This is a genomic window from Hyphomonas sp. (genome assembly GCF_046313975.1).
Classification (GTDB): domain Bacteria; phylum Pseudomonadota; class Alphaproteobacteria; order Caulobacterales; family Hyphomonadaceae; genus Hyphomonas.
On sequence record NZ_JBKBXB010000003.1, the window covers coordinates 1 to 24,436 of the forward strand.

The 24,436-nt window shown below is 63.9% G+C and carries 19 protein-coding genes; 8 read left to right on the forward strand and 11 right to left on the reverse strand.

Features of this window, described 5'->3' with window-relative positions; all coding sequences use genetic code 11:
- Nucleotides 1–125: 125 nt before the first annotated feature.
- Nucleotides 126–1,190 carry a mannose-1-phosphate guanylyltransferase gene (locus ACK4TE_RS01670; protein WP_409909733.1) on the reverse strand — a complete coding sequence of 355 codons (1,065 nt, stop codon included), beginning with the start codon at nt 1,188–1,190 and terminating at the stop codon, nt 126–128.
- A gap of 132 nt (nt 1,191–1,322) precedes the next feature.
- Here ACK4TE_RS01670 and ACK4TE_RS01675 point away from each other — a divergent pair, with 132 nt between their 5' ends.
- Nucleotides 1,323–1,982: a glutathione S-transferase family protein gene (locus tag ACK4TE_RS01675; protein ID WP_409909734.1), complete on the forward strand. Its 660-nt coding sequence runs from the start codon at nt 1,323–1,325 to the stop codon at nt 1,980–1,982.
- A 36-nt stretch (nt 1,983–2,018) separates the two neighbouring features.
- Nucleotides 2,019–2,585: a DUF1993 family protein gene (locus ACK4TE_RS01680; protein ID WP_409909735.1), complete on the forward strand. Its 567-nt coding sequence runs from the start codon at nt 2,019–2,021 to the stop codon at nt 2,583–2,585.
- On the opposite strand, the gene cysN is transcribed toward ACK4TE_RS01680, so the two are convergent.
- Together cysN and cysD are read right to left on the reverse strand one after the other, a co-directional pair.
- Complete coding sequence (cysN, locus tag ACK4TE_RS01685; protein WP_409909736.1) at nt 2,582–4,489, reverse strand: sulfate adenylyltransferase subunit CysN; 1,908 nt, start codon at nt 4,487–4,489, stop codon at nt 2,582–2,584. The two genes, ACK4TE_RS01680 and cysN, sit on opposite strands and share 4 nt — an antisense overlap.
- Nucleotides 4,489–5,391 (reverse strand): sulfate adenylyltransferase subunit CysD, encoded by a 903-nt coding sequence (gene cysD, locus ACK4TE_RS01690; protein ID WP_409909737.1) that lies wholly within the window; start codon nt 5,389–5,391, stop codon nt 4,489–4,491. The genes cysN and cysD overlap by 1 nt, the downstream gene beginning before the upstream one ends.
- 231 nt (nt 5,392–5,622) lie before the next feature.
- Here cysD and glmS point away from each other — a divergent pair, with 231 nt between their 5' ends.
- The 4 genes from glmS to ACK4TE_RS01710 are packed head-to-tail and all read left to right on the forward strand — an operon-like array spanning nt 5,623 to nt 9,890.
- Nucleotides 5,623–7,449, forward strand: a complete 1,827-nt coding sequence (glmS, locus tag ACK4TE_RS01695) for a glutamine--fructose-6-phosphate transaminase (isomerizing) (RefSeq protein ID WP_409909738.1) — start codon at nt 5,623–5,625, stop codon at nt 7,447–7,449.
- Between the two features lie 46 nt (nt 7,450–7,495).
- Entirely contained in the window at nt 7,496–8,077 is a 582-nt protein-coding gene (gene rfbC / locus ACK4TE_RS01700) for a dTDP-4-dehydrorhamnose 3,5-epimerase (protein ID WP_409909739.1), read from the forward strand.
- Entirely contained in the window at nt 8,074–8,961 is an 888-nt protein-coding gene (gene rfbD, locus ACK4TE_RS01705; RefSeq protein ID WP_409909740.1) for a dTDP-4-dehydrorhamnose reductase, read from the forward strand. Before rfbC ends, rfbD begins: the two co-directional genes overlap by 4 nt.
- Nucleotides 8,962–8,966: 5 nt before the next feature.
- Nucleotides 8,967–9,890: a hypothetical protein gene (locus ACK4TE_RS01710; protein WP_409909741.1), complete on the forward strand. Its 924-nt coding sequence runs from the start codon at nt 8,967–8,969 to the stop codon at nt 9,888–9,890.
- Nucleotides 9,891–9,914: 24 nt separating this feature from the next.
- On the opposite strand, the gene ACK4TE_RS01715 is transcribed toward ACK4TE_RS01710, so the two are convergent.
- The 4 genes from ACK4TE_RS01715 to ahcY all read right to left on the reverse strand — a co-directional run bounded on the left by ACK4TE_RS01715 (nt 9,915) and on the right by ahcY (nt 17,484).
- A complete protein-coding gene (locus ACK4TE_RS01715; RefSeq protein ID WP_409909742.1) occupies nt 9,915–13,745 on the reverse strand; it encodes a M10 family metallopeptidase C-terminal domain-containing protein in 3,831 nt (1,276 codons plus the stop codon).
- A 251-nt stretch (nt 13,746–13,996) separates the two neighbouring features.
- A complete protein-coding gene (gene metK, locus ACK4TE_RS01720) occupies nt 13,997–15,178 on the reverse strand; it encodes a methionine adenosyltransferase (protein WP_409909743.1) in 1,182 nt (393 codons plus the stop codon).
- Between the two features lie 26 nt (nt 15,179–15,204).
- Nucleotides 15,205–16,059, reverse strand: coding sequence for a formyltetrahydrofolate deformylase (gene purU, locus ACK4TE_RS01725; protein WP_409909744.1), 855 nt, complete (start codon nt 16,057–16,059; stop codon nt 15,205–15,207).
- Nucleotides 16,060–16,074: 15 nt separating this feature from the next.
- The gene (gene ahcY, locus ACK4TE_RS01730) at nt 16,075–17,484 is read right to left on the reverse strand and encodes an adenosylhomocysteinase (RefSeq protein WP_409909745.1); all 1,410 of its coding nucleotides are present in this window, start codon (nt 17,482–17,484) and stop codon (nt 16,075–16,077) included.
- Between the two features lie 165 nt (nt 17,485–17,649).
- Here ahcY and rfbB point away from each other — a divergent pair, with 165 nt between their 5' ends.
- Together rfbB and rfbA are read left to right on the forward strand one after the other, a co-directional pair.
- A complete protein-coding gene (rfbB, locus tag ACK4TE_RS01735; RefSeq protein WP_409909746.1) occupies nt 17,650–18,705 on the forward strand; it encodes a dTDP-glucose 4,6-dehydratase in 1,056 nt (351 codons plus the stop codon).
- A 22-nt stretch (nt 18,706–18,727) separates the two neighbouring features.
- On the forward strand, nt 18,728–19,600 hold the full coding sequence (gene rfbA / locus ACK4TE_RS01740; RefSeq protein ID WP_409909747.1) for a glucose-1-phosphate thymidylyltransferase RfbA: 873 nt from the start codon (nt 18,728–18,730) through the stop codon (nt 19,598–19,600).
- Between the two features lie 18 nt (nt 19,601–19,618).
- Here the strand turns inward: rfbA and ACK4TE_RS01745 are convergent, their stop codons facing one another.
- From ACK4TE_RS01745 to ACK4TE_RS01760, 4 genes are all read right to left on the reverse strand, one after another.
- Nucleotides 19,619–20,779, reverse strand: a complete 1,161-nt coding sequence (locus tag ACK4TE_RS01745; protein WP_409909748.1) for a DegT/DnrJ/EryC1/StrS family aminotransferase — start codon at nt 20,777–20,779, stop codon at nt 19,619–19,621.
- Between the two features lie 72 nt (nt 20,780–20,851).
- Nucleotides 20,852–21,964: a glycosyltransferase gene (locus ACK4TE_RS01750; protein WP_409909749.1), complete on the reverse strand. Its 1,113-nt coding sequence runs from the start codon at nt 21,962–21,964 to the stop codon at nt 20,852–20,854.
- Nucleotides 21,965–21,971: 7 nt separating this feature from the next.
- Nucleotides 21,972–23,327 (reverse strand): nucleotide sugar dehydrogenase, encoded by a 1,356-nt coding sequence (locus tag ACK4TE_RS01755; protein ID WP_409909750.1) that lies wholly within the window; start codon nt 23,325–23,327, stop codon nt 21,972–21,974.
- Between the two features lie 44 nt (nt 23,328–23,371).
- On the reverse strand, nt 23,372–24,358 hold the full coding sequence (locus tag ACK4TE_RS01760) for a Gfo/Idh/MocA family protein (RefSeq protein ID WP_409909751.1): 987 nt from the start codon (nt 24,356–24,358) through the stop codon (nt 23,372–23,374).
- Nucleotides 24,359–24,436 lie beyond the last annotated feature (78 nt).

A 24,436-nucleotide genomic window follows, 5' to 3' on the forward strand; every position in this document is an offset into this window, starting at 1 on the left:
CATTGCGCGAGGCGCGCAGGGCGGCCGTGAGTTCGCTCGTCTGAGGGGCGGGGCCGGTCATCATGGGTCCGGGTCTAGCAGATTTGCCAGGGGAAGGTCAGCGCGAAAATCCGGCCCCCCCCGGCTCACAGCCAGTCTTTCCGGCCGCTGTCCTTGAGCGCCTTGACCACCGCGCCGACATCCTGGGCGCGGTCCTTGCGGGTAATCAGCAGGCGGTTGCCATCCGCGGCGACGATCAGGTCCTCGACGCCGACGAGGGCGACGAGAAGGCCCTCCGGCACATGCACGAGGCAGCCGGACGAGTCGATCTCAACCGGGGCGGGCGTGGCGGTGCGGGCGGAGACGGCGGCCACCGCCGTCCAGGTGCCGATATCGTTCCAGGCGCAGTCAAGCGGGGCGAGCACGGCGGCATGGGCGGTGTGTTCCATGACCGCATAGTCGATGGAGATCGACGGCGTGGCCGCGAAGGCGGCGGGGTCGAGGAAGATGCGGGCGCCGACGGTGCGCGCCGCCGCGAGGGCGCGGCTGGCACCATCGAGGACGCCGGGGGCGTAATGGCCAAGCTCGGTAAGCATGGTTTCGGGCCGGAACAGGAAGATGCCGGCATTCCAGCTGTAGCGGCCGGAGGCGAGATATCCGGCGGCGGTGGCGGCGTCGGGCTTTTCCTTGAAGGCGGCGACGCGTTGCAGACGACCGGCGAGCCGCTCGCCCGCCTGGATGTAACCGAAGCCTGTTTCAGGGCGGCCGGGGGCAATGCCGAAAGTGGCGATATAGCCATCGGCGGCGGCGCTGGCGGCTTCGCGCACGGCATCAATGAAGGCGTCCGGCCGGCCGATGAAATGGTCGGACGGGACGAGCAGGCCGAGGGCGGTTTCATCCATGGCAGCAAGGTGGCGCGCGGCCACAGCGGCGACCGCGGCGGTGTTGCGGCCTTCCGGCTCGAGCAGGATGGCGCCGGGGGTGACGCCGATGGCGGCCAGCTGGTCTTCGATCAGGCCGGCATAGGCGGCGTTGGAGATGATGACCGGCTGCGGATGGAAGCCCGGCTGGCCGTGGAAGCGCAGCACGGTTTCCTGGAAGACCGACTTGTCCGAAACGAGGCGGTGGAACTGCTTGGGGCAGGCCTGGTTCGAAACGGGCCACAGGCGCGTGCCGGCGCCGCCGCACATGATGACCGGATGGATTGCCATGGGCCCTGGTTAACCTTGTCGTCTGCACTGCCTGCTCGCCTGCCGGCCGGCAGGCACGGAAATTCCCCTCACAGGTTTGCAACATCCGCGCCGGGCTGCAATGTGCAGAACGCTGCGACCGCGAGACACCCCATGCCGCCTGCCCTCTATGGCCACCCCTTTTCCTCCTACACGCAGAAGGTGCTGATCGCGCTGTACGAGACAGCCACGCCGTTCGAGTTCCGGCAGATCGGACCTGAGACGCCGGAGCATGCCGCCGAATGGCAACGTCGCTGGCCGATGGGCAAGTTCCCCCTGCTGGCAGACGGCGCCCGCAACGTGGCCGAAGCGAGCCTGATCATCGAGTACCTGCAGCAGGCCTATCCGGGGCCGGTGCGGATGATCCCGGAGGACCGGGAAGCGGCGCTGGAGGTGCGGTTCATGGACCGTTGCTTCGATCTGTACGTGATGGACCCGGTGCAGCTGGCCGTCTCGAGCAAGCTGGGGCAGATTCCCATGGCACCGGAGGATGGGCGGAAGCTGGCAGGCGAGCGGCTGAGCCGGGCCTATGCCTGGCTGGATACGGCACTGGCCGGACGGACATGGGCGGCAGGGGAGGACTATACCCTGGCGGACTGCGCCGCCTCGCCCGCACTGTTCTATGCGGACTGGGTTCATCCGATCCCGGAGCATTACACGACGTTGCGGGCCTATCGCGCGCGGCTTCTGGCGCGGCCTTCGTTTGCGCGGGCCGTGGACGAGGCGCGGTCTTTCCGGCCGTTCTTCCCTCTGGGCGCACCGGACCGGGACTGAGGCCCGGTGTTCAGATCTGCACGAAAGGACTTGCCCGTGGCCGCCACACTCTACGATCTCAGCGTATCCACCTTCCTGCAGACCGCGCGCGCGCTCGGAGACTGCCTTGACCGGGCGGTGGAACACTGCCGGGCGACCGGCGCGGATCCGGAAGCGTTCGTGGACGCGCGGCTGGTGGCCGGCATGGCGCCGTTCTTCTTTCAGATCGAAGCGGTGAAGAACCATGCAGTCTGGGGCGTTCAGGCCGTTAAAACAGGCGCATTCACCGTACCGCCCCTGGCCGGGGCCGTGCCGTTCGCGGCCTTGCGCGGCATGATCACCGAGACCGTCCGCACGCTGGAGGCGCTGTCACCCGATGAGGTCAACGGCTGGTCCGGCCGCCCTCTGGAGATCGTAATCTATCAGCCCACGGATGTGGACAGGGCGGAGGCTTCGGACTGGGGGCCGCAGACGATGGCCTTCACGCCGGAAAACTTCCTTCTTTCGTATACGCTGCCGAACTTCTATTTCCACGCCGTGACAGCCTACAACATCCTGCGCATGCGCGGCGTGCCGATCGGAAAATACCATTATCAGGGCCAGCTGCGCACGCGGCCGGGCTAAATCTCGAACGTCCCGCGCAGGGCGAGGAATTTCAGGATTTCCTCAGCCGCTTCTTCCGGCGTGCGAGTCACCGTGTCGAGGCGCAGTTCCGGGTCGAGCGGGGGCTCGTAGGGGCTGTCGATACCGGTGAAATTGCGGATCTCGCCGGTGCGGGCCTTCCTGTAGAGGCCCTTCACGTCGCGCTGTTCGGCGACTTCGAGCGGCGTGTCCACGTGAATCTCGATGAACTCGCCGGGTGCCATCAGGCTGCGTGCCATCTGGCGCTCGGCCCGGAAAGGCGAAATGAACGAGACCAGCACGATCAGTCCGGCATCCGACATCAGGCGCGCGACATTCGCGACACGGCGGATGTTCTCGACGCGGTCAGCATCGGTAAAGCCGAGATCACGGTTGAGGCCGTGGCGGACATTGTCGCCATCAAGGATGAAGGTGTGCCGGCCCATGGCGTAGAGGCGCTTCTGCAGCGCGTTGGCGATGGTCGACTTGCCTGAACCCGACAGGCCTGTGAACCAGAGCACGGCGGGCTGCTGGTTCTTCTGCCCGGCCAGCGCCTCGCGCGTGATGTCGAGCGCCTGCCAGTGGATGTTGGCGGCGCGGCGCAGAGAGAAGTCGATGAGGCCGAGCGCGACGGTATCGTTGGTCTGCCGGTCGATCAGAATGAATCCGCCCGTTGACCTGTTCTCCGTATACGGATCGAAAGCGATGGGCTGCTCGAGTGCCAGCGTGGTCACGCCGATCTGGTTCAGTTCCAGCGTGCGCGCGGCCGTCTCGGCCAGCGTGTTGACATCGATGCCGTGCTTGGGTGCGTTGACTGTGGCCGTGACAGTGCGCGTGCCGGACTTCAGCAGGTAGCGGCGGCCGGGCAGCAGGGGCTGCTCGCTCATCCATAACAGCTTGACCTGGAACTGGTCAGAGACTTCCGCAGGCGCCGATGCGGCGGCGATCATATCACCGCGAGAGGTGTCGATCTCGTCGGCAAAAGTCAGCGTGACGGACTGGCCGGCGACGGCTTCGGCGAGGTCGCCGCCGTGTGTGACGATCCGCGTGACCGTGGTCTCGCGGCCCGAAGGCAGCGAACGGATGCGGTCGCCCGGTCGCACGCGGCCGGACGCGATCTGACCGGAGAAGCCGCGGAAATCGAGGTTCGGACGGTTGACCCACTGGACCGGCAGCCGCAGCGGCAGGTTTTCGGTCTCGCGTTCGATCTCGACGGTCTCGAGATAGTCGATCAGGCTGGGGCCGGTGTACCAGGGTGTCTCCGGCGAGCGGCTGGTGATGTTGGTGCCGGCCAGCGCGGAGATCGGGATCGGGGTGATGTGGAGATTGGCCGGCAGGGCTTCGGCAAAGGCACGGTAGCTGGTGATGATTTCATCGTACACGGACTTGTTGTAACCGACCAGGTCCATCTTGTTGATGGCCAGAACCAGATGCCGGATGCCCAGAAGGGTGGCGATGATGGAGTGGCGGCGCGTCTGTGTGAGGATGCCCTTGCGCGCGTCAATCATCAGGATCGCGCAGTCGGCGGTGGAGGCGCCTGTGGCCATGTTGCGGGTATATTGTTCGTGGCCGGGCGTATCGGCGACGATGAACTTGCGCTTCTCCGTCGCGAAGAAGCGGTAGGCGACATCGATGGTGATGCCCTGTTCGCGTTCGGCCGAGAGACCATCGACGAGGAGCGCGAAATCGATCGAGCCGCCCTGCGTGCCGACCTTTTTCGAGTCCGCTTCGAGGGCGGCAAGCTGGTCTTCGAAGATCATCTTCGAATCATAGAGCAGGCGGCCGATCAGGGTGGACTTGCCGTCATCGACTGAGCCGCAGGTGATGAAGCGCAGCAGCGATTTCTGCTCGTGGGATTCGAGATAGGCGCCGATGTCCTCAGCAATGAGATCGTCGTGCAGGCGCATCAGAAATAGCCCTCCTGCTTCTTCTTTTCCATCGAGGCGGCCTGGTCCTTGTCAATGGCGCGGCCCTGGCGCTCGGACGTGGTGGTGAGCAGGATTTCCTGGATCACCTCGTCCAGCGTCGTGGCGGTGCTTTCGACGGCACCGGTCAGCGGGTAGCAGCCGAGGGTGCGGAAACGGACAGACCGGGTTGTGGCCGTCCGGGCAAGTTCAGTCGGCACGCGGTCGTCATCGACCATGATCAGCGTGCCGTTCCACTCGACCACCGGGCGCGGCGCGGCGAAGTAGAGCGGCACGAGTTCGATGCCTTCGCGCCGGATGTACTGCCAGATGTCGAGCTCGGTCCAGTTGGACATCGGAAAGGCGCGCAGGGTTTCGCCCTGGCCCAGACGGGCATTGTAGAGGTTCCAGAGTTCCGGGCGCTGGCGCTTCGGGTCCCAGCGGTGGCCGGCGGTGCGCACCGACAGGACGCGCTCCTTGGCGCGCGACTTCTCCTCGTCGCGCCGGGCGCCCCCGAAAGCCGCATCGAAGCCATACTTGTCGAGCGCCTGTTTCAGGGCGACGGTTTTCATCACATCCGTATGGTAGGCCGATCCGTGGGTGAACGGGCCGACGCCTTCGCGCACGCCGTCTTGGTTGGTGTGGACGATCAGGTCGAGCCCGAGTTCGGCGGCCTTGCGGTCGCGGAAGGCGATCATCTCCCGGAACTTCCAGCCGGTATCGACGTGCAGCAGCGGGAAGGGCAGGCGCGAGGGATAGAAGGCCTTGATGGCGAGGTGCAGCATGACCGCCGAATCCTTGCCGATCGAATACAGCATCACAGGCTTTTCGCACTCGGCCGCGACCTCGCGCAGGATGTGGATGCTTTCGGCTTCGAGCCGGTCGAGATGGGTCAGGGCGGGCAAGGCGGCGGGTCCATTTGGCTGGCTGAGGTGCGTTAGCCGTCCTTACGGAACATGGGAAGGCACCGGATGAGGGGGCACGGTGTCTTTTCAGGAAAACTAAACGTTCGGGCCTGCCCCCAAAGCGCCGCGTTACATGTCATAAATGAACATAAATCGTCATTGTGCTGTCAGAGTCCCGAGGTTTATTGAAGCCTGCATTCGCCTCGGGGGCGAAGTGTCGGAGTGGACTGCATGTGCGGGATTGTTGCGATTGCCGGTAAGGCGCAGGTGGCCGGACGGCTCGTCGAAGGTCTGAAACGCCTCGAATACCGGGGCTATGACAGCGCCGGGATCGCAGTGGCCTGGGAGGAGGGCATCGAGCGGCGCCGGGCGAAGGGCAAGATCCACCGCCTGCAGGCGCGCCTGCATGACGATCCGGTGGAAGGCTTCACCGGCATCGCCCACACCCGCTGGGCCACCCATGGCGCCCCGAACGAGACCAATGCCCACCCGCACATGTCGGACGGCGTGGCCGTGGTGCACAACGGCATCATCGAGAATTACCGCGAACTGCGCGCCGCGCTGGAAGCGAAGGGACGGGTGTTCGAATCCGAGACGGATACGGAAGTGATTGCCCAGCTGGTGGCCCAGAACCGGGCTGACGGCATGGATGAGGTGACCGCCTTCGGCGAGGCGCTGAAGCATTTCACCGGCGCGTTCGCGATTGCCGCGATCTTTGCCGACAAGCCGGATCTGGTGATCGGCGCCCGCAAGGGTTCGCCGCTGGTGCTGGGCTATGGCGAGGGCGAGATGTATCTCGGCTCTGACGCCATCGCGCTGGCGCCGCTGACCCGGGAAGTGACTTATCTCGAAGAAGGCGACTGGGTGATCCTTACCCGGAACAGTTTCGACATCCGCAATGGGCGCGGAGAGCGGGTCAACCGCCCGCGCGTCACCTCGGCCGTGAATGACGCGCTGATCGAGCGCGGCGAGTATGACCACTTCATGCTGAAGGAAATCCACGAGCAGCCGGAATCTCTGGCGCGCTCGATCCTGCCCTATATCAACCAGCAGACCGGCACGATTGAGGTCAGTCAGGTGGCGGCAGACATCTTCGCCAGGGCCGACCGGGCGGTCGCGATTGCCTGCGGCACAGCCTATTATGCCGCCTTCACTTCGAAATACTGGTTCGAGCAGATCGCGAAGCTGGCCTTCGAACCGGATATCGCCTCCGAGTTCCGCTATCGCCAGCCGGTGCTGCCGCAGACCGGTTTCTCGATGTTTGTCAGCCAGTCCGGCGAGACCGCCGATACGCTGGCGGCGCTGCGATATTGCCGGCAGAACGGCAAGCCGGCGGTGGCGGTGGTGAACGTGCCGGAAAGCTCGATCGCGCGCGAGGCCGGAAACATCGTTCCGACCCATGCTGGTCCCGAAATCGGCGTCGCCTCGACCAAGGCCTTTACGGCGCAGCTGTCAGTGCTGGCGGTGCTGGCGCTGGCGGCCGCGAAGGCGCGCGGACAGCTGCTGCCGGGCGACGAGCAGAACTTCGTGAAAGGCCTGCTGGCCTTGCCGCGCAAGGTGACCGAGGCCCTGGAGGCACAGCCGCAGATCAAGGAGATCGCCAGGCACATCGCCGGCAAGCGCGACGTGCTGTTCCTGGGCCGGGGCCGCTATTATCCGCTGGCGCTGGAAGGCGCGCTGAAGCTGAAGGAAGTGTCCTACATTCACGCCGAAGGCTACGCCGCCGGCGAGCTGAAGCACGGGCCGATCGCGCTGATCGAGAAGGGGCTGCCGGTCGTGGTGGTGGCACCGTTCGACGAGCTGTTCGAGAAGACCATCTCGAACGTTGAAGAAGTGCGCGCGCGCGGCGCGGACGTGATCCTGATCTCCGACGACAAGGGCATCCAGGCGGCCGGCAAACGCGCCGACCATGTGATCCGCCTGCCGGACGGGGACGCGTTGTCGCTGCCGATCCTGGCGGCCATTCCGCTGCAGCTCTTGGCCTATCATGTGGCGGTCGTGAAGGGCACGGATGTCGACCAGCCGCGCAACCTGGCGAAGTCGGTCACGGTGGAGTAGCGCCGGGCCGCGTTGCGGGCGTGGCGCGCCGTGCTATAGGCCGGGCATGACCCTGACTGTGACGCCTGATCCGGTGCTGCCGGAAATCCTGCACCTGCGGCCACTGCGGCGCGGCGATGCCCGTGGCTGGTTCAGCGAGACCTTCAACGAGGCAGCGTTCCGCGCGGCGGGGTTACCGGTGCATTTCGTGCAGGACAATCACTCCCGCTCGGCCGAGGCGGGCACACTGAGGGGTCTGCACTACCAGGCGCCGCCGCACGCGCAGGGCAAACTGGTGCGCTGTGTGCGCGGGCGGATGCTGGATGTGATTGTGGATATCCGCGGCGGCTCGCCGCGCTTCGGGCGGCATACGGCGCTGGAGATGGGCGAAGGCGATCCGCTGCAGGTGTTCGTGCCGGAAGGTTTCGCGCATGGCTTCTGCACGCTGGAGGCGGGCACGGAGGTGATCTACAAGGTGACCGCCTATTATGCGCCGTCGCATGATTTCGGCATTGCGTTTGACGATCCGGCGCTGGGCATCGCCTGGCCGTTTGCAGCGGAGCGCCTGACGCTGTCGGAGCGGGACCGCAAGCATCCGAGGCTGGCCGACGCGCCACAGCATTTCACCTTCGCGGGGGCACCGGCATGACGATCCTCGTGATCGGCCGGCAGGGACAGCTGGCGCAGAGCCTGGCGGCGGCGGGGCGCGCGGATGTGGTCTGCGTGGGGCGGCCGGAGGCGGACCTGACGGATGCCGCCTCTCTGGCGCGGGTAGTGGAGCGGGTGCAGCCGAAGGCCGTGATCAATGCGGCGGCCTATACCTTCGTGGACAAGGCCGAGAGCGAGGCGGCGGCGTGCTATGCGGCCAACCGCGACGGGCCGGCGGAACTGGCGCGGCTGTGCGCCGCGCGCGGCATCGTGCTGATCCATATCTCGACCGACATGGTGTTCGATGGCGAGAAGGCAGGACCCTACCACCCGGACGACCTTCCCGCGCCCCTCAGCGTGTACGGACAGTCCAAGCTGGACGGCGAGCGCGCGGTGGCGCAGGCCTGCCCGCACAGCCTGATCGTGCGGGTGCAGTGGGTGTTCTCGGAACATGCGGGCAATTTCGTCCGGACAATGCTGACGCTGGCGCAGACCCGGGACGAGGTGACCGTGGTGAATGACCAGTTGGGCTATCCGACCTATTGCCCGGACCTGGCCGCAGGGCTGCTGAAGATGGCGGATTCGGCGGTGCAGCCGGGCTTTGCAAAGTGGGGCATTTATCATCTGGCGGGCACAGAGGCGACAGACCGGGCGCGCATGGCTGAGGCGATCTTTGCCGAGAGCGCCATGATGGACGGGCCCGTGGCGCGCGTGAAAGGTGTTCCGACAGCGGACTATCCGACCCCGGCAAAACGGCCGCTGAACGCGCGGCTGGAGTCGCTGAAGGCCTTCGATACGTTTGGCATCCGCATGCCGGACTGGCGCGCGGGACTGAAGCGGAGCGTGCGCGTGCTTGTGAACGAATTAGCGAAGGCAGAGGGATAGCGAAGATGGTCGTTCCGGGGCTGGCGGAAATCGAGGCACGGGTGATCGAGACGATCCGCACGAAGGGCCCGCGCATCGGCAAGGAACTGGCGATGGACCTGCCGGATGTTCCCAGCCTGGCCTTGTGGCAGGCCTGCTACAAGAGCCGGGAACTGCACATCTCGCATTTCGCGAGCTATTACCTGCGCTTTGACATCACGCGCGGCGACCAGGTACGCCTCAGCCCGTCGATCCTGCGCGATTTTCTCTCTTTCACCCTGTTCGGCCTGCCCGGCCAGCGCGACCGTATGATCGAACGGCAGGGCACGCTGTCGAACTATCACCGCGAGGTCAGCAAGCAGAAGATCGATGTGGCGCAGGACGTGATGAGCAGCCTTCTGGTGAAGATGCCGCGCGAGATCCGCGCGAACATCTGTGCCTTCATCGCCGGCGATCTTGCCTATTTCCTGGCCCACAACGAGCCGCGCGAACATGCCGGCCTGGGCGAGATGGTCCGGGGCTCGGACATCGACATCATCGTCATCTACCAGGACCTCAGCGACGAGGTGGTGAAAGGGATCGAGGAAGACATCACGGAGCTGAAAAACTATTACCTGCGCCATCCGGATTATCGCCACGAGATCGACTTCATCGTGAAGTCACGGGCGAAGATGGAGCGGCAGTTCGGCTATACCGACATACACGACAAGATCGCCAGCAAGATCGCCTATGAATCGATGTTCCTCGGCGGATCGCTGCCGCTCTACATGGCAGTGCGCGAGGCGATGAAGCGGACAGGCGTTGACGAACTGATCGAGGCCGATTTCGAGCACGCCCTGCACGACCGCAAGAACGCCATGCGCACGCTTCTGGAGTGGACTTCCGGCGAACTGGATGAGGAAACCCGATCGCTGTTCTATTTTTCGCAGGAGCGGGTCGAGTTTACCTGATGGTTCTGATCCGGCTACGGATTATCACCCCTGATCCCAATTCAGGAAATCAAGATTCCTGTGAGTGAAATCAAACGTATCGGCAAAGCCATCGTCCAAGAAGACAGGGTCTGCGAGCAGTGTTCCGGGGGCATCATGAGGCTGCAGGAGGATGCCAGGCTGCTCCATGACGGGAGTGTCCGGCTTGTCATCCATCGGCGAAAGCCGCGAAAAATCAAACGTATCTGCCCGGACTTCTGCAAGCGGAGTGTCGTCCGCAGCGGGCTCTGCCGAGGCAAGGAAAGTAAAGCTGGCAGCAGTGATCGTGCCGGCCGTGATATTCAGGAGCCGGATCTGTTGGCCGCCATAGGACACCAGCGTATCGGCGCCCGATTGGGTGATTGAAAGCTGAGCAAAGGACGTCAGTCCGGGCACGCGCATCAGCATCCGGTCGGCACCGACGCTGAAATCCGTGATGGTATCGGAGCCCCAGCCTGCCTCAAACACAAAGCTGTCATTACCACCATTGCCTGTCAGTGTATCGTTACCGGTTCCGCCATAGATGGCATCATTGAAGGCGCCGCCGATCAAAGTATCATTGCCGCCATAGCCATACAGTGTTGCGAACGTCGAAACGCCGGAAGCGTTGAATGTGTCGTTACCGTCCCGGCCAATAGCGCCCTCGGCGCCCATTGCTGCAAGGTTCCAGTTCGCAGCGCCGGTGCCATCCAGCAGTTCGTAGACCACATAGTCGTAGCCGGCGCCGGCATTCACACTGGCAAAGCTGTTTGTCAGATAAATCGTATCGTTGAAGCCCGAGCCCGTGATCGTATCAGCCCCGCCGCCCGAGAAGATGGTAGCGAACGTAGTGAGGCCGGCGGCGCTGACTGTCTCGGCGGCTGAAGAGCCGAAGAATCCTTCGGCGCCATGATTAGCCAAGACAATCGAAAGAGCCGTACCACCCTGATTGATCAGGTAATCGTAGCCCGCTCCGCCCTGCACATTCCCGCCGGCAAGATCGGCGGCATCCATGTAAATATAGTCGTTTCCGGAACCGCCAAGCAGGATGTCTGCGCCGCCATAACCATAGAGTGTGACGAAGCTGGTTACCCCGGAGGCATCAAGCACATCATTGCCATCGCGTCCGATAGCACCTTCGGCATTCATCGCCGCGAGATTGAAGTTGGCTCCGGTTCCGTCGAACACATTGTAGATCACATAGTCATAGCCTGCGCCTGCATTCACGCTGGCGGTCGCATTGTCCATGAAGATCATGTCGTTGAAAGCAGAGCCGGTTACGATGTCTGCACCACCGCCTGTATAAATCGTCGCAAAGGTCGACAGGCCGGCAGCATTAATGACTTCCGCACGTGAAGACCCGAACACTCCTTCAACCTCAAGGATGTTCATGTTGATAGTCAGTGTGCCGGTATAAAGCGAATTGGAATCATGGATCAGGTAGTCATAGCCCGCTCCGCCGCGCACGGTGCCGCTAACAATGGCTTCATGTCCGGCATAGATATAGTCAGAACCTGAACCACCCAGCAGGACATCGGCGCCCGCAAAGCCATACAGCACAATACCGACACTCGTGCCTGAACCGTCGAGATAATCTGCAAAGTTGGTCGCATAGATGCGCTCAATGCCCGCGGCGGCCATGTTGATGGTGAGGCCCGCCGTCGCGGTGCTCTGCATCCATATCGTGTCATAGCCCGGGCCACCGATGAACGTGTCGAGGTTGTCGCCGTAGAGGTTGTCGTTGCCGGCCCCGCCGTTCAGGGTGTCGGCCCCGCCTTCGCCCCAGAGATTGTCGTCGCCATCATCGCCGTTGATGATGTCATTCCCGCCCCGGCCGTAAATGGTGTCATTGCCGCCAAGACCGTTGATCGTATCAGCCTCCTCCGTTCCGATGAGAACGTCGTTGCCTTGGGTTGCGCCCGGCAGCGTGGGCGGGGGTGGCGGCGGAGGAGGAGGGGGTGGCGGCGGAGGCGGACTTGAGGCTAGAATCAGGTTTGCCTGCGTGAGCTGGCCGGTTGAGACCCCCTGCAGCAGTATGGTCTGACCGGTCGCGAAGGTCAGCAGGGTTCCGCCGCCTGAACTGGTGCGGCCATTGAAAGCTGCAAGGGCCGCAGAAGCCGAGAAGGCGGTCAGATCGAGACGGTCCTGGGCAACCGAGAAGTCAGTGATCGTGTCTGCGCCGCCATTCGGGGCGTAGACAAAGATATCCGCCCCGGCACCCAGTGTGATGGTGTTGTTGGCCGAATTGCCCGTGATGGTGTCATTGCCACTGCCGCCGACCGCATTCTCGATGATCGTGTTGAAGTGGATCGCCACGACATTGACATAATGATGCGGGGTCTGCTGAGGCCGGTCTCCGAGGGAGGAGAAGGTGCCCGGCCGCAGGTCAAGAATCTGCGGCTGGGCGAAACCGGACAGGTTGATCGTATCAATACCGGCTGTGTCATAAATCGTCATGGAAGGTGGACGGCGGAAGGTGACGCCCTGCACATAGACAAACTGCGACCAGTCGATATTCGTTCCGGGCGCACTGGAATTGAATCCGTAGGTCGTGTTGCCGGCATTCGTTCCGGCCGGGTTCGTGCCATAGAGCAGGTGCATGGCGGCAATGTCCGCCTGCTGAAGGCCCAGCACGAAGCGGTAGCTGCCATGACCGGCCTCCAGCTGGTCGAAGTACGACATGACCGTATAGGCCCAGTGATCATTCGAATACAGATTGTCCGTTCCGTATACGGCGGAGCCGTCATACGGCCCGCCATGACCAAGGCCCAGGGCGTGACCAACTTCGTGGATGTAGGTCTGCTGCATATAGTTGTCGAACCAGCCCGCCTGGGCATTCGGGTCGAGCGACTGCCAGTTGGAGCTGATGACGATGCGGCTGGAGGTGATCGCATTTCCGCTTGTGCTGGTGCGCGCATACGCAGACGGATCTGAGGTGCCCTGCGAGGCCGCCGGGTCATCGGCAACAGAGTTGACGAAGGTGATATTCGCGGTCCCGGTCGTGCGCGTGAAGGTCAGAGAGGTCACCGCCGCCCACATCTGCAGGGCCCGCTCCGCCATCTGTTGTTCGGAGGCGTTCAGATCTTCAATATTATAGGTAATGTTGGTGATCTGCCAGCGCGGCCCGAGGCCGGGATTGGATCCGTTGGCGAGATAAGCGGCGATCTGGTCGATGGTCCAGGGCTGGATCGGCGGCGCGATCTGTGTGCTGAGGGTATAGCCGCCGGTAGATGTCTGTCCGTTGCCGTTCTCCCAGCCATGCGCGTTCAGATAATATGTGCCCGAGCTTGCCGGCGTGAAACGCAGCAGCGAGTTGAGACCCCCGCCTCCGTCATCATTGAATGCGACCTGGCTGCCGCTGGCATTCATCAGTTCGAGAAAGGGGTCGCCGAGCGCAGGCGAGCCGCTGGCAGTCAGCCGGAATTCATAGGTGACACCCGCCTGGAGTTCGATCCGGTACCAGTCCTGGTCGCCGCTCACCTCGATCTGGCTGACGACCGTATCCCCGACAGCAATCGTCTGCGTCGTGCTGGTATCCCCGGCAACCTCACCCGGTATCGTGAAGGTCTGCTGCTGGGGCGAGCCATCGGGAGCCGACTCAACACCGGACGGCCAGGCCGTCTGCCAGAGGCCCGGGCCGCCGACGGAGATGGAGACCTTGAGCACATTCAGGCCGCGGCTGTGGTCCTCACCACAGGGGCAGCAGGCCAGAGGATGGGTGCGGACCGCAAACGGCTCGTCCACCGCTGGGGCTTCAACCAGGATGTAATCGCGCGTGAACGCGGAGTCGCCTTGCGCGGCGCGCCAGGCTTGCCCCCTGCCAGGGAGGCCAAGTGAAAGATGCGCGTCGAACGCCATTGATTTTGCTCCGCTATCTCCGCGCCTCGTCCCCACGCAGGTGCGGCCTGAGGTGGCAGTATCGTCCGTTTTCCGGCTTCCGCAAGCCGCCAGAATACGCTTTGGTTAACACCATGCGGCCTGAACGCTGCATGAAAGACAGCCCTGCGATATGCGCAGGGCTTCCAGATTCCTGGAGTTATCTGTTGCCGCATCAGCATAAACGCCGCCGCCCGTCTCGGGAACCGGCGCCGGCGCCGCGGCGTTTGCGCCTAGTTCACCAGCCGCTTCAGCTTGTCGGTCAGGTCAGTCCTTTCCCAGGTGAAGGTGCCATCGCTGCCGGGTATGCGGCCGAAATGTCCGTAGGCGGCGGTTGATCCGTAGATCGGGGCGCTGAGCTTCAGATGGGTGCGGATGCCCTTGGGCGACAGGTCGAACAGCTCGCGCAGCGCTGCGGCGATGCGCACTTCATCCGCCTGGCCGGTGCCGTGCGTGTCGACATAGATCGACAGGGGATGGGCCACGCCGATGGCATACGAGACCTGGATGGTGCACCGCTCGGCAAGACCGGCGGCGACGATATTCTTGGCGAGATAGCGTGTGGCATAGGCGGCCGAACGATCGACTTTGGAGGGGTCCTTGCCGGAGAAGGCACCGCCACCATGCGGGGCGGCGCCGCCATAGGTGTCGACAATGATCTTACGGCCCGTCAGGCCCGTGTCGCCATCCGGCCCGCCGATGCAGAAACTGCCGGTGGGATTCACATAGAACTTGTCTTCGGGGGGGAACCAGCCTTCGGGCAGGACCTGTTTGATCACGGGGCGGATGATTTCCCGCAGCGCGGCCTGGCTGACATCCTTCTTGTGCTGGTGGGAAACGACGACGGCATTGACGCCGACGGGGCGTGAGCCTTCGTATCGCAGCGTCACCTGGCTCTTGGCGTCGGGTTCCAGCTCCGGATGCTGGCCCGAATGGCGCAGCGCGGCAAGCTTTTCGAGGATCTGGTGGGAATAGAGCAGGGTGGCCGGCATCAGTTCCGGTGTCTCGTTGGTCGCATAACCGAACATGATGCCCTGGTCGCCGGCGCCTTCCTCCTTGAAAAGGCCCTGACCCTCTTCTACGCCCTGCGCGATCTCGGCGGACTGGCCATGCACATGGTTCTGGATGGTCAGGTTCTTCCAGTGGAAGCCTTCCTGCTCGTAGCCGATCTTCTTCACCACGGCGCGGGCCGCCGCGTTCATCTCCTCGGGCGTGACGGCCGCGCCATTGTTGGTGCGCACTTCACCGGCCAGCACGACAAGGTTCGTCGTGCACAGTGTTTCCACCGCGACTTTTGCGGTCGGATCGCGCGACAGGAACAGGTCGACGATGGCATCCGAAATCTGGTCGGCGACCTTGTCGGGATGTCCCTCGGAGACGCTCTCGCTGGTGAACTCATGGCTTCTGAGGGGCATGGGGAAAATCCTCTGGGGTCTGATGATTAGCGGGCAAAGACGACGGTCTTGCCGGAATTGAGGAAGATGCGGTGTTCAGCATGGGCCTTCACCGCGCGCAGGAGGGCAAGGCCTTCCAGGTGCCGGCCGGTCTCGATCATATCTTCCGGCGAGAAGGTATGATCGATGGCTTCCGTCGCCTGCGTGATGATCGGCCCCTCGTCGAGGTCGGGGGTGACATAGTGGGCGGTGGCGCCAATCACTTTCACGCCGCGCGCATGTGCCTGGTGATAGGGTCTGGCGCCCTTGAAGCCGGGCAGGAAGGAATGGTGGATGTTGATGATGCGCCCCGCAAGCCGGCGGCAGGCCTCTTCGCTGAGCACCTGCATGTAGCGGGCGAGAACAATGAGGCCGGAGCCTGTTTCCTCGACGATGGCAAACAGGCGGGCCTCGGCCTCGGCCCTGGTCGCAGCACTGACCGGCACGTGGAACCAGGGCAGGTTCCAGTGAGCGAAGGCCGGCTTCAGAGTGGTGTGATTGGACACGATGCCGGTCACCTCGATCGGCAGTTCGCCGCGCCGCGCCGCATATAGCAGCGTGTTAGCGCAGTGATCCGATTTCGACACCATCAGCAGTGTGCGCATCCGCTCGCCTTCCCGCGCGATCTGCCAGACGGCCTGCAGCTCTGCGCCCAGCGCGCGCATGGAGGATTCAACCCTTGCCAGCGCCCCATCACCCGGCGTGTTGAACACGAGGCGCGCAAAGAAACGCTCCGTCTGCGGATCACCGAAAGTACGCGAGGACACGATGAAGCAGTCATGCTCCTCCATCAGCCGCGCAAGGCGGGCGACGAGGCCCACCCTGTCCGGGCAGCTGAGCGTGAGGATGTGGGACCCGGCCAATGACGGCTCCCGCGATCAGTAGCGGTAATGCTCGGGCTTGAACGGCCCGGTCTTGTCGACGCCGATATAAGCGGCCTGAGCATCCGAAAGCTGTGTCAGCTTCGCGCCCAGCTTGTCGAGGTGCAGGCGGGCAACCTTTTCGTCAAGATGCTTGGGCAGGGTATAGACCTTGTTCCCGTACTGGTGCCCGCGCTGGTGCAGCTCGATCTGGGCCAGTGTCTGGTTGGTGAACGAGGCGGACATCACGAAGGACGGATGGCCGGTGGCGTTGCCGAGGTTGACGAGGCGGCCTTCTGAGAGGAGCAGGATCCGCTTGCCATCCGGGAAGGTGATCATGTCGACTTGCGGTTTGATGTTCGTCCACTGATAATTTCGCAGTGCCTCGACCTGAATCTCATTGTCAAAGTGGCCGATATTGCAGACGATGGCCATGTCCTTCATCGCCCGCATATGCTCGAGCGTCAGGATGTCCCGGTTCCCGGTGGCCGTGACGAAGATATCGAACTTCGGGGCAGCCTCTTCCAGAGTCATCACTTCATAGCCGTCCATCGCGGCCTGCAGGGCGCAGATCGGATCGATCTCCGATACCGCTACGCGCGCCCCCGAGCCGGACAGCGATGCTGCAGAGCCCTTGCCGACATCGCCGTAGCCGGCCACGAAAGCCTTCTTGCCGGCCATCATCACGTCCGTGGCGCGGCGGATAGCATCGACGAGCGACTCCTTGCAGCCATACTTGTTGTCGAACTTCGACTTGGTGACCGAGTCGTTGACATTGATCGCAGGGAAGGGCAGTTCGCCGCGCTTTTCCAGCTGGTAGAGGCGGTTGACGCCGGTTGTGGTTTCTTCGGATACACCGCGGATGCCGGCCTTGGTCTTCTTGAACCAGCCCGGCGAGGCTTTCATCCGCTTACGGATCTGCGCGAAGAAATATTTCTCTTCTTCCGATCCCGGATTGTCGAGAATCTTCGGGTTGGCCTCGGCCTTTTCGCCGACAATCAGGTACATCGTGGCGTCGCCGCCATCATCGAGGATCAGGTTCGGCCCATTGCCATCCGGCCACTGGAACATGCGGTCGGTGAAGTCCCAGTATTCTTCCAGCGTCTCGCCCTTGTAGGCAAACACAGCCGTGCCATTGGCAGCAATCGCGGCGGCGGCGTGGTCCTGTGTCGAATAGATATTGCACGACACCCAGCGCACCTGTGCACCCAGCGCTTCCAGCGTCTGGATCAGAACGGCCGTCTGGATGGTCATGTGCAGCGAGCCGCAGATGCGGGCGCCTTTCAGTGGCTGGGACGGGCCAAACTCAGCCCGCGCGGCCATCAGGCCGGGCATTTCGGTCTCGGCGATCGCGATTTCCTTGCGGCCGAATTCGGCGAGCGAAATGTCCTTGACGTAATAGTCCTGAACCTTGTCCTGAACAGCCATATCAACGATCCTTTATATGTCGCGCGCGGGGTTAACATGACTGCCCGGACATGGCAACGCGCCGCCGCCAGTTTCGGTGCGGCCGCCTGTACGCCGGGCGGTTGCGGGCCAAGCCGGGCATGGTAAGCAGGCGCAGCGGCTGAGCCGGCCCGTGTGGAGCGTGACATGAACTATCTCGTGACCGGGGGGGCAGGTTTCATCGGCTCGGCCCTGTGCCTGGAGCTGATGGCACGTCCGGACACGCGGGTTACGGTGCTCGACAAGCTGACCTATGCCGCCAATCCGGCCTCGCTGGCGGCGCTGCGCGCGCATCCGGGCTTCCGGCTGATCGAGGCGGATATTGCCGATCAGGACGGCGTGACGCGCGCCTTCCGGGAGGCGGCACCTGACACGGTGTTCCACCTGGCAGCGGAGACGCATGTCGACCGGTCCATCGATGCCGCCGCGCCTTTCATCCAGACAAATGTCGTAGGCACCCTGGTGATGCTGGAGGCGTCGCGGACCTGGTGGGGCGCGCTGGACGGCGCAGCGAAGGCGCGCTTCCGCTTCGTGCATGTCTCCACCGATGAAGTGTTCGGCTCGCTGGGGCCGGAGGGCAGGTTCTGCGAGACCACCGCCTATGACCCGTCCTCGCCCTATTCGGCGAGCAAAGCCGCCTCCGACCATCTCGTGCGGGCCTGGCATCGCACCTATGGCCTGCCGGTAGTGATTTCCAACTGCTCCAACAATTACGGGCCGCGCCAGTTCCCCGAGAAGCTGATCCCGCTGTCATTGTTGAATGCACTGCATGGCAAGCCGGTCAGCCTGTATGGCGACGGGATGAACGTGCGCGACTGGCTGCATGTGCATGACCATGCCCGCGCGCTGATCCGCATGGCCGAGGCGGCACCGGCCGGCGAGACGTATACGGTCGGCGGCGGCGAGGAGCGGACAAATCGCGACATCGCCGATGCGATCTGCCGCCTGCTCGACAAGCGCTTTCCGCAGGCCGCGCCGCACGCCCGCCTCGTGCGCTTCGTAAAGGACCGCCCGGGCCACGATTTCCGTTATGCCATCGACAGCGGCAAGATCCGGCGCGAGCTGGGCTGGGCACCCTCGGTTGATTTCGAAACGGGCCTGTCCGAAACCGTGGACTGGTATCTCGCGAACGAAAGCTGGTGGCGGCCGCTGCGCGAGAAGGTATATGCGGGCGAACGCATCGGTGAAGGCGCGCCGCAGTAACAGTTTGCAGAACAGGGCACGCATGAAGGGCATCATCCTCGCAGGTGGACGCGGCAGCCGGCTTGAGCCGGTGACACGCGGCGTGTCGAAACAGCTGCTGCCGGTCTATGACAAGCCGCTGATCTTCTATCCGCTGTCCGTGCTGATGCTGGCGGGCATCCGCGACATCCTCGTGATCGTGACGCCGGAGGCACGCGGGCAATTTGCGGCGCTGCTGGGCGATGGCCGCCAGTGGGGCATCGAGATTTCCTACGCCGTGCAGGATGAGCCGCGTGGTCTGGCCGATGCGTTCATCCTGGGGGCAGATTTTCTTGATGGCTCGCCGGCCGCACTCGCGCTGGGCGACAACATCTTCTATGGCGCGGGGCTGTCTGGCCTCGTGATGAATGCGGCGAAGATCACCAAGGGCGCCAGCGTCTTCGCCTATGCCGTGCGGGATCCCGAACGATTCGGGGTAGTTGAGCTGGACGCAAACGGCAAGGCCCTCTCCATCGAGGAGAAACCGGAAACACCTCGCAGCAACTGGGCCGTCACCGGCCTCTATTTCTATGATGCGCAGGTCGTGGACATCGCCCGTTCGGTGAGACCGTCCGCGCGCGGAGAAATCGAGATTACCGATGTCAACGCGGCCTATCTGGCGATGGGCCAGCTGAATGCCGTCTGCCTGCCGCGCGGTTTTGCCTGGCTGGATGCGGGTACGTTCGACAGCCTGCTGGACGCCTCGCATTTCGTGCAGACGGTCGAACGCCGGCAGGGCCTGAAGATCGGCTGCCTCGAAGAGGTCGCCTGGCGCCGCGGTTTCATCGATGACGAGACACTGGAGCGCCTCGCCAAAGGCTACAGCAACAGCTACCGGGAGTATCTTCTCGGCCTGTTACAGGAGCCCCGTCCGTGAGCGCGTGGCGCTGCCGGATCAGCCGTTGAAAGCGCGCACCGCATCCACGATGCGATCCTGGGTGGCAGTGTCGAGATAGGGGTGCATGGGCAGCGAGATGACGCGCTCGGCCTTTGCTTCAGTCACCGCCAGCTCGCCCGGTTTCGGCGCCCATTCGCGATAAGCCTGGTTCAGGTGCATCGGCACCGGATAATACACAGCTGTGGGGATGTCCTGTGCTTTCAGGTGTGCGGCGAGGCCGTCGCGGTTGTCATGCTCGATCGTGTATTGCGCCCAGGTGGAGATGACGCCCGGCTTGACGAACGGCACGGCCGCGACGTGCGGTTTAAGCAGCTCGTTATAGCGCGCGGCAACCTTGTTGCGCAGCACGATTTCATCCGCGAAGATGTTCAGCTTTTCGATCAGAACGGCGGCCTGGATCGTATCAAGGCGCGAGTTCATCCCGACACGGATGTTCAGGTATTTCGGATCATGCTCGAAGGTCTTGCCCTTGAGATCCGAGGCCACCGCCTTGCCGTGGACACGCAGGCTGTCGATGATCTCCGCAAGTGCGCTGTCATTGGTGACGATGCCGCCGCCGTCGCCATAGCAGCCGAGCGGCTTGGCCGGGAAGAAGCTGGTGGTGACGCAATCAGCCCAGTCGGAGGGGTGCCGGCCATTGATCGTGGTGCCAAAGCCCTGCGCGCTGTCGGCAATGAGCTTCAGCCCGTAGGTATCGGCAATCTCGCGCAGGCGCGGATAATTGGCGGCCTGGCCGAACAGGCAGACGCCGATGATGACGCGCGGCTTCAGCTTGCCTTCCTTCAGCACGCGTTCGATCTGGGCGACGAGATGGTCAGGGTTGATGTTGTAGGTGTCGGGTTCGATGTCGACGAAGACCGGCGTGGCGTTCACCCAGGGCACAACTTCGCCGGTGGCGCAGAAGGTGAAGCTCGGGCAGAACACCGCGTCGCCTTCGCCGACGCCCCAGGCCATCAGCGGCAGGGCGATAGCGTCTGTTCCATTGGCGCAGCCAAGGGCGTGCTTCGCGCCGGAAAAGGCCGCAAGGGCCGTTTCGAACTGCTTCACTTCAGGGCCCATGATATAGGCGCCGCTCTCGATGACTTTCTGCACGGCGGCATTAATCTGCGGTTCGATCCGCTTGCGCTGTGCCTGAAGGTCGATGAACGCGATGGCCATACTCTGGGTCCTCCTGGTCTCGTGGCGAGCGGTCAGTAGACCAGCCCCGCAGGACCAGCAAGACACGCCTCATTACAATTGGTTGCACAGGTCCAGGAAGCGGGCGGCGGCGTCGCGGCTGGTGCTGGGGCGGGCCATCGTGTTGCGCCCGTCGCCGCGGGTGAGGCGCATCAGCACGTCCTCAGCGGGCTCGGCAGGCACGCGCGGATCAGCCCGCCACGGGCCATCGCCACAGGCGACGATCGGACGGTCGAAGGCGAGATAGTCTGTAATCTTGCTGGGCGGGACGTGCATCTTGGCGGAGCCGACGAAGGCGAGCGCATCGGCACCGGCCATCATGGCGCGGGCCGTTTCATAGGGTACAGGCCCGAACTGGCGGATGGATACGGCCGCAGGGCTGGCGGCGATCCGGGCCTGTTCAGCGGCGGTGAGGCGGCCGGCGAAGTTCAGCACGAGATCGCGGCGCGTGGCATAGGCTGCCTCGAAAGGGGCAAGCAGGTCCCCGATAGAGGCTTCGGGGTCTGAGAAGGCAATGGATCCGGCATGAAGGATATTCAGGCCACTTCCTTCATACCGGAAAGGCTCCACCGGCTCCTCGCTGGTGAAGTGTTCGAGCACCTGCGGATCGCGCGCGCCTAAGCGGCCGGCTTCTGCAGCGACGACGGGATCCACGGCAAGAACGAGATCGGCTTGTGGCAGCAGGCCGCGGGCCAGCAGGCGCTCACCGATCTGGCGGTGAAGGCGGCGGCGTTCTGCCCGGTGCGGCGCTTCCAGCCACAGATCGCGGAAGTCGGCCGCCCAGCGGGCACCAAGCGCGCGGGCGAGGCGTCGGCCCGCGACGTGAATCGATTCCGGCGGGCTTGTGGAGAGCACCCAGTCCGGCTGCCAGCCCTCGGCTATGCCTGCATCCGCGGCGCGCTGGCACCAGCGGATGTCGGGGTCTGGCCAGAGGAGCAGGTCGCGGGCGAGGCTGCGCAGCGAGGGGCGTGAGGGGCCTGCATTACCGGACGGATCGCGGTTGGGATGCGGAACGGCCAGGCCGGGCTCGCCTTCGGGGAGGGACGGCGCGATGACTCGCACCTCGACTCCGAGGCCGCGCAGGGCGCTGGCCAGAAGATATGGACGCCGGATGCCTCCGGAGACGGCGGGCGGGTAGTGCCGCGTGAGGAGCAGCAGCCGCTTCAAGGCATCCTCAGGCCTTCACAACCCTGGCCTTGAGATCCTCCGGAATGCGCGCCGTGGCGTTGCGTGTATCGATCACGAGTTTCGAATGGCGCGCGAGCAAGGTGTAGTCCACGGCATCATGGTCGGTGGAGATCAGCACGCAGTCATAATTTCTCAGCGCAGCCTCGGTCAGAGGCACGGATTCCATGCCGGCAAATTCCGGGTGATCGCGCGTCACCGGCACCCGGGGAATGTGCGGATCGTGATAGTCGACTGTCGCCAGGCGCTCCCGCAAGAGGTGGATCAGGTGCAGCGAGGGGCTCTCGCGCATGTCGTCCACATTCTTCTTGTAGGCGAGGCCGACCACCAGGATGCGGCTGCCGGCAACGGATTTCTGCAACTTCGAGCTCATCGCTTCGGCAAGGTGCTCGATCACCTGTTTCGGCAGGCGGGTGACAACATCGCCGGCAAGTTCGATGAAGCGCGTGGTCTCGCCATGCGCCCGGGCCTTCCAGGTCAGGTAGAACGGGTCGATCGGGATGCAGTGCCCGCCGAGGCCGGGGCCCGGATAGAACGCCATGAAGCCGAACGGTTTGGTCTTCGCCGCGTCGATCACTTCCCAGACGTCGATGTCCATGCCCTGGAACACGGTCTTCAGCTCGTTGACGAGGGCTATATTGATCAGGCGGAAGATGTTCTCGGTCAGCTTCACCGCTTCGGCCGTCTTCATGTCCGAGACCGGCACGACCTTGGTGATCGCCTCATAGATCGCGACCGCCATGTCGCGTTCGGCCTGTGTGTTGGCGCCGACGACCTTGGGGATCGAGGACGTCGAGAAATCGATATTGCCGGGATCTTCACGCTCCGGTGAATAGGCAATCGCGAAGTCCACCCCGGCCCGGAGGCCCGTCTTCTCCAGGATGACCTTGACCACCTCGTCGCTGGTACCCGGATAGGTCGTCGATTCGAGGATCACCAGCTGGCCGGGACGCAAATGGCGCGCGATCATTTCTGTCGTGCTGCTGACATAGGACATGTCAGGCTCGCGGTGGGCATTCAGCGGCGTGGGCACGCACATCAGCAGCGCATCCGCCGCAGACAGGCGGGCCTCGTCGCTGGTCACCTCCAGCCGGCCAGTGGCCTGCATCGCTTTGATACGGTCATCGGGGATGTGCTGGATATAGGTCCTGCCGGCCGCAAGCAGGTCGATCTTGCCCTGATCGATGTCGAAACCCAACACCCGGAAGCCGGCCTTCAGGAAGGCTTCGGCCAGCGGCAGGCCGACATAACCAAGGCCCATGATGCCGATGGTCAGGTCGCGTGCGTGCGCGCGGCGGACATATTCTGTTGCCAGGGTGTCGGAAGGTTTCGGTGTGGTCAGCATGTCGGCAGGCTCTGGCGGTGAAGTTGGGCAGGATTGCGGCAGGTCTACGCGGGGGCCAGCTCCAGGCGCCCTTCGGCACGCAGCAGGGTTTCAACGACGCGCATGGCCTCCTGGCCATCGGTGCGGGGCGAGGCCTTGCCGGCGCAGCAGTCGAGGAAGTGGCGGCATTCCTGTTTCAGCGGCTCATCCGGCGGGAAGGCGATGGCTTCGGGCTCCGCCTTCACCGCCTCGGGCACCTTGCCCTTCCAGACGATGGAGTGGCGGTAAAGCTTCAGCTTGTCCTCGACCTTCGCGGCAGAGTCCTCGAAGACCAGCATGCCGGTTTCGCCGACGACCACAAGGCGGTGCTCCTTGAAGGGGTGCAGCCAGGCCGCAAAGACATGGGCGCGGCGGCCGCCCGAGAAGGTCATGTCGAGCCGGTACTCATCCTCGAGCCCCGGCGTGATCCAGCTGCTGCCGCCGCCCGTCACCTTTTCGGGCCGCTCGCCCATGATCGCCAGCAGCATCGACAGGTCGTGCGGCGCAAAGCTCCACAGCGCATTCTCTTCGATCCGCAGTTTCCCGAGGCTCAGGCGGTTCGAATAGGCATAGCGCACACCGCCGATTTCGCCGCCGCGCACGAGTTCGAGCAGGCGGATGAAGGCGGGGTGATATTGCAGCAGGTGGCCGACCATCAGGGTCTTGCCGGCACGATCGGCAGCGTTGCACATGGCCCGGCTGTCTTCAAGAGTAAGAGCCAGCGGCTTTTCCACGAACACATGCTTTCCGGCCGCAAAGGCCTTCAGCGCGAGGTCGGCATGCAGTTCCGCCGGGGCGGCGATCGAGACGCCGTCGATGCCCGGATCCTGCAGCACGTCGTCCACGCTGCGCACGGGCACGCCGTTCGCCTCGGCTTCGCGCTTTGCGGTGTCCGGATGGGGATCGCAGATCGCGGCGAGGGCGCCCAGCTGGGCGAAATTGCGGGCAAGATTGCGGCCCCAGTGTCCGGCGCCGATCTGCGCGACACGGGGCGTTGCGGGAGAGTCTGTCATCACGATACGCCGGGCTGCTGGATGCCGCGGTGTAAAGGACACGGACGGGGTGTCGTCAAGGGCGCCATTCCCGCCTAA

What these genes read in the sequence shown, in the direction of transcription:
- cysN (WP_409909736.1), bottom strand. Translation starts at nt 4,489, where the DNA reads ATGCGCCTGCACGACGATCTCATTGCTGAGGACATCGGCGCCTATCTC.
- rfbC (WP_409909739.1), top strand. Translation starts at nt 7,496, where the DNA reads ATGACCCTGACTGTGACGCCTGATCCGGTGCTGCCGGAAATCCTGCAC.
- ACK4TE_RS01760 (WP_409909751.1), bottom strand. Translation starts at nt 24,358, where the DNA reads ATGACAGACTCTCCCGCAACGCCCCGTGTCGCGCAGATCGGCGCCGGA.
- ACK4TE_RS01745 (WP_409909748.1), bottom strand. Translation starts at nt 20,779, where the DNA reads ATGGCCATCGCGTTCATCGACCTTCAGGCACAGCGCAAGCGGATCGAA.
- ACK4TE_RS01710 (WP_409909741.1), top strand. Translation starts at nt 8,967, where the DNA reads ATGGTCGTTCCGGGGCTGGCGGAAATCGAGGCACGGGTGATCGAGACG.
- ACK4TE_RS01670 (WP_409909733.1), bottom strand. Translation starts at nt 1,190, where the DNA reads ATGGCAATCCATCCGGTCATCATGTGCGGCGGCGCCGGCACGCGCCTG.
- glmS (WP_409909738.1), top strand. Translation starts at nt 5,623, where the DNA reads ATGTGCGGGATTGTTGCGATTGCCGGTAAGGCGCAGGTGGCCGGACGG.
- ACK4TE_RS01755 (WP_409909750.1), bottom strand. Translation starts at nt 23,327, where the DNA reads ATGCTGACCACACCGAAACCTTCCGACACCCTGGCAACAGAATATGTC.
- rfbA (WP_409909747.1), top strand. Translation starts at nt 18,728, where the DNA reads ATGAAGGGCATCATCCTCGCAGGTGGACGCGGCAGCCGGCTTGAGCCG.
- ACK4TE_RS01675 (WP_409909734.1), top strand. Translation starts at nt 1,323, where the DNA reads ATGCCGCCTGCCCTCTATGGCCACCCCTTTTCCTCCTACACGCAGAAG.
- metK (WP_409909743.1), bottom strand. Translation starts at nt 15,178, where the DNA reads ATGCCCCTCAGAAGCCATGAGTTCACCAGCGAGAGCGTCTCCGAGGGA.
- rfbD (WP_409909740.1), top strand. Translation starts at nt 8,074, where the DNA reads ATGACGATCCTCGTGATCGGCCGGCAGGGACAGCTGGCGCAGAGCCTG.
- ACK4TE_RS01715 (WP_409909742.1), bottom strand. Translation starts at nt 13,745, where the DNA reads ATGGCGTTCGACGCGCATCTTTCACTTGGCCTCCCTGGCAGGGGGCAA.
- rfbB (WP_409909746.1), top strand. Translation starts at nt 17,650, where the DNA reads ATGAACTATCTCGTGACCGGGGGGGCAGGTTTCATCGGCTCGGCCCTG.
- ahcY (WP_409909745.1), bottom strand. Translation starts at nt 17,484, where the DNA reads ATGGCTGTTCAGGACAAGGTTCAGGACTATTACGTCAAGGACATTTCG.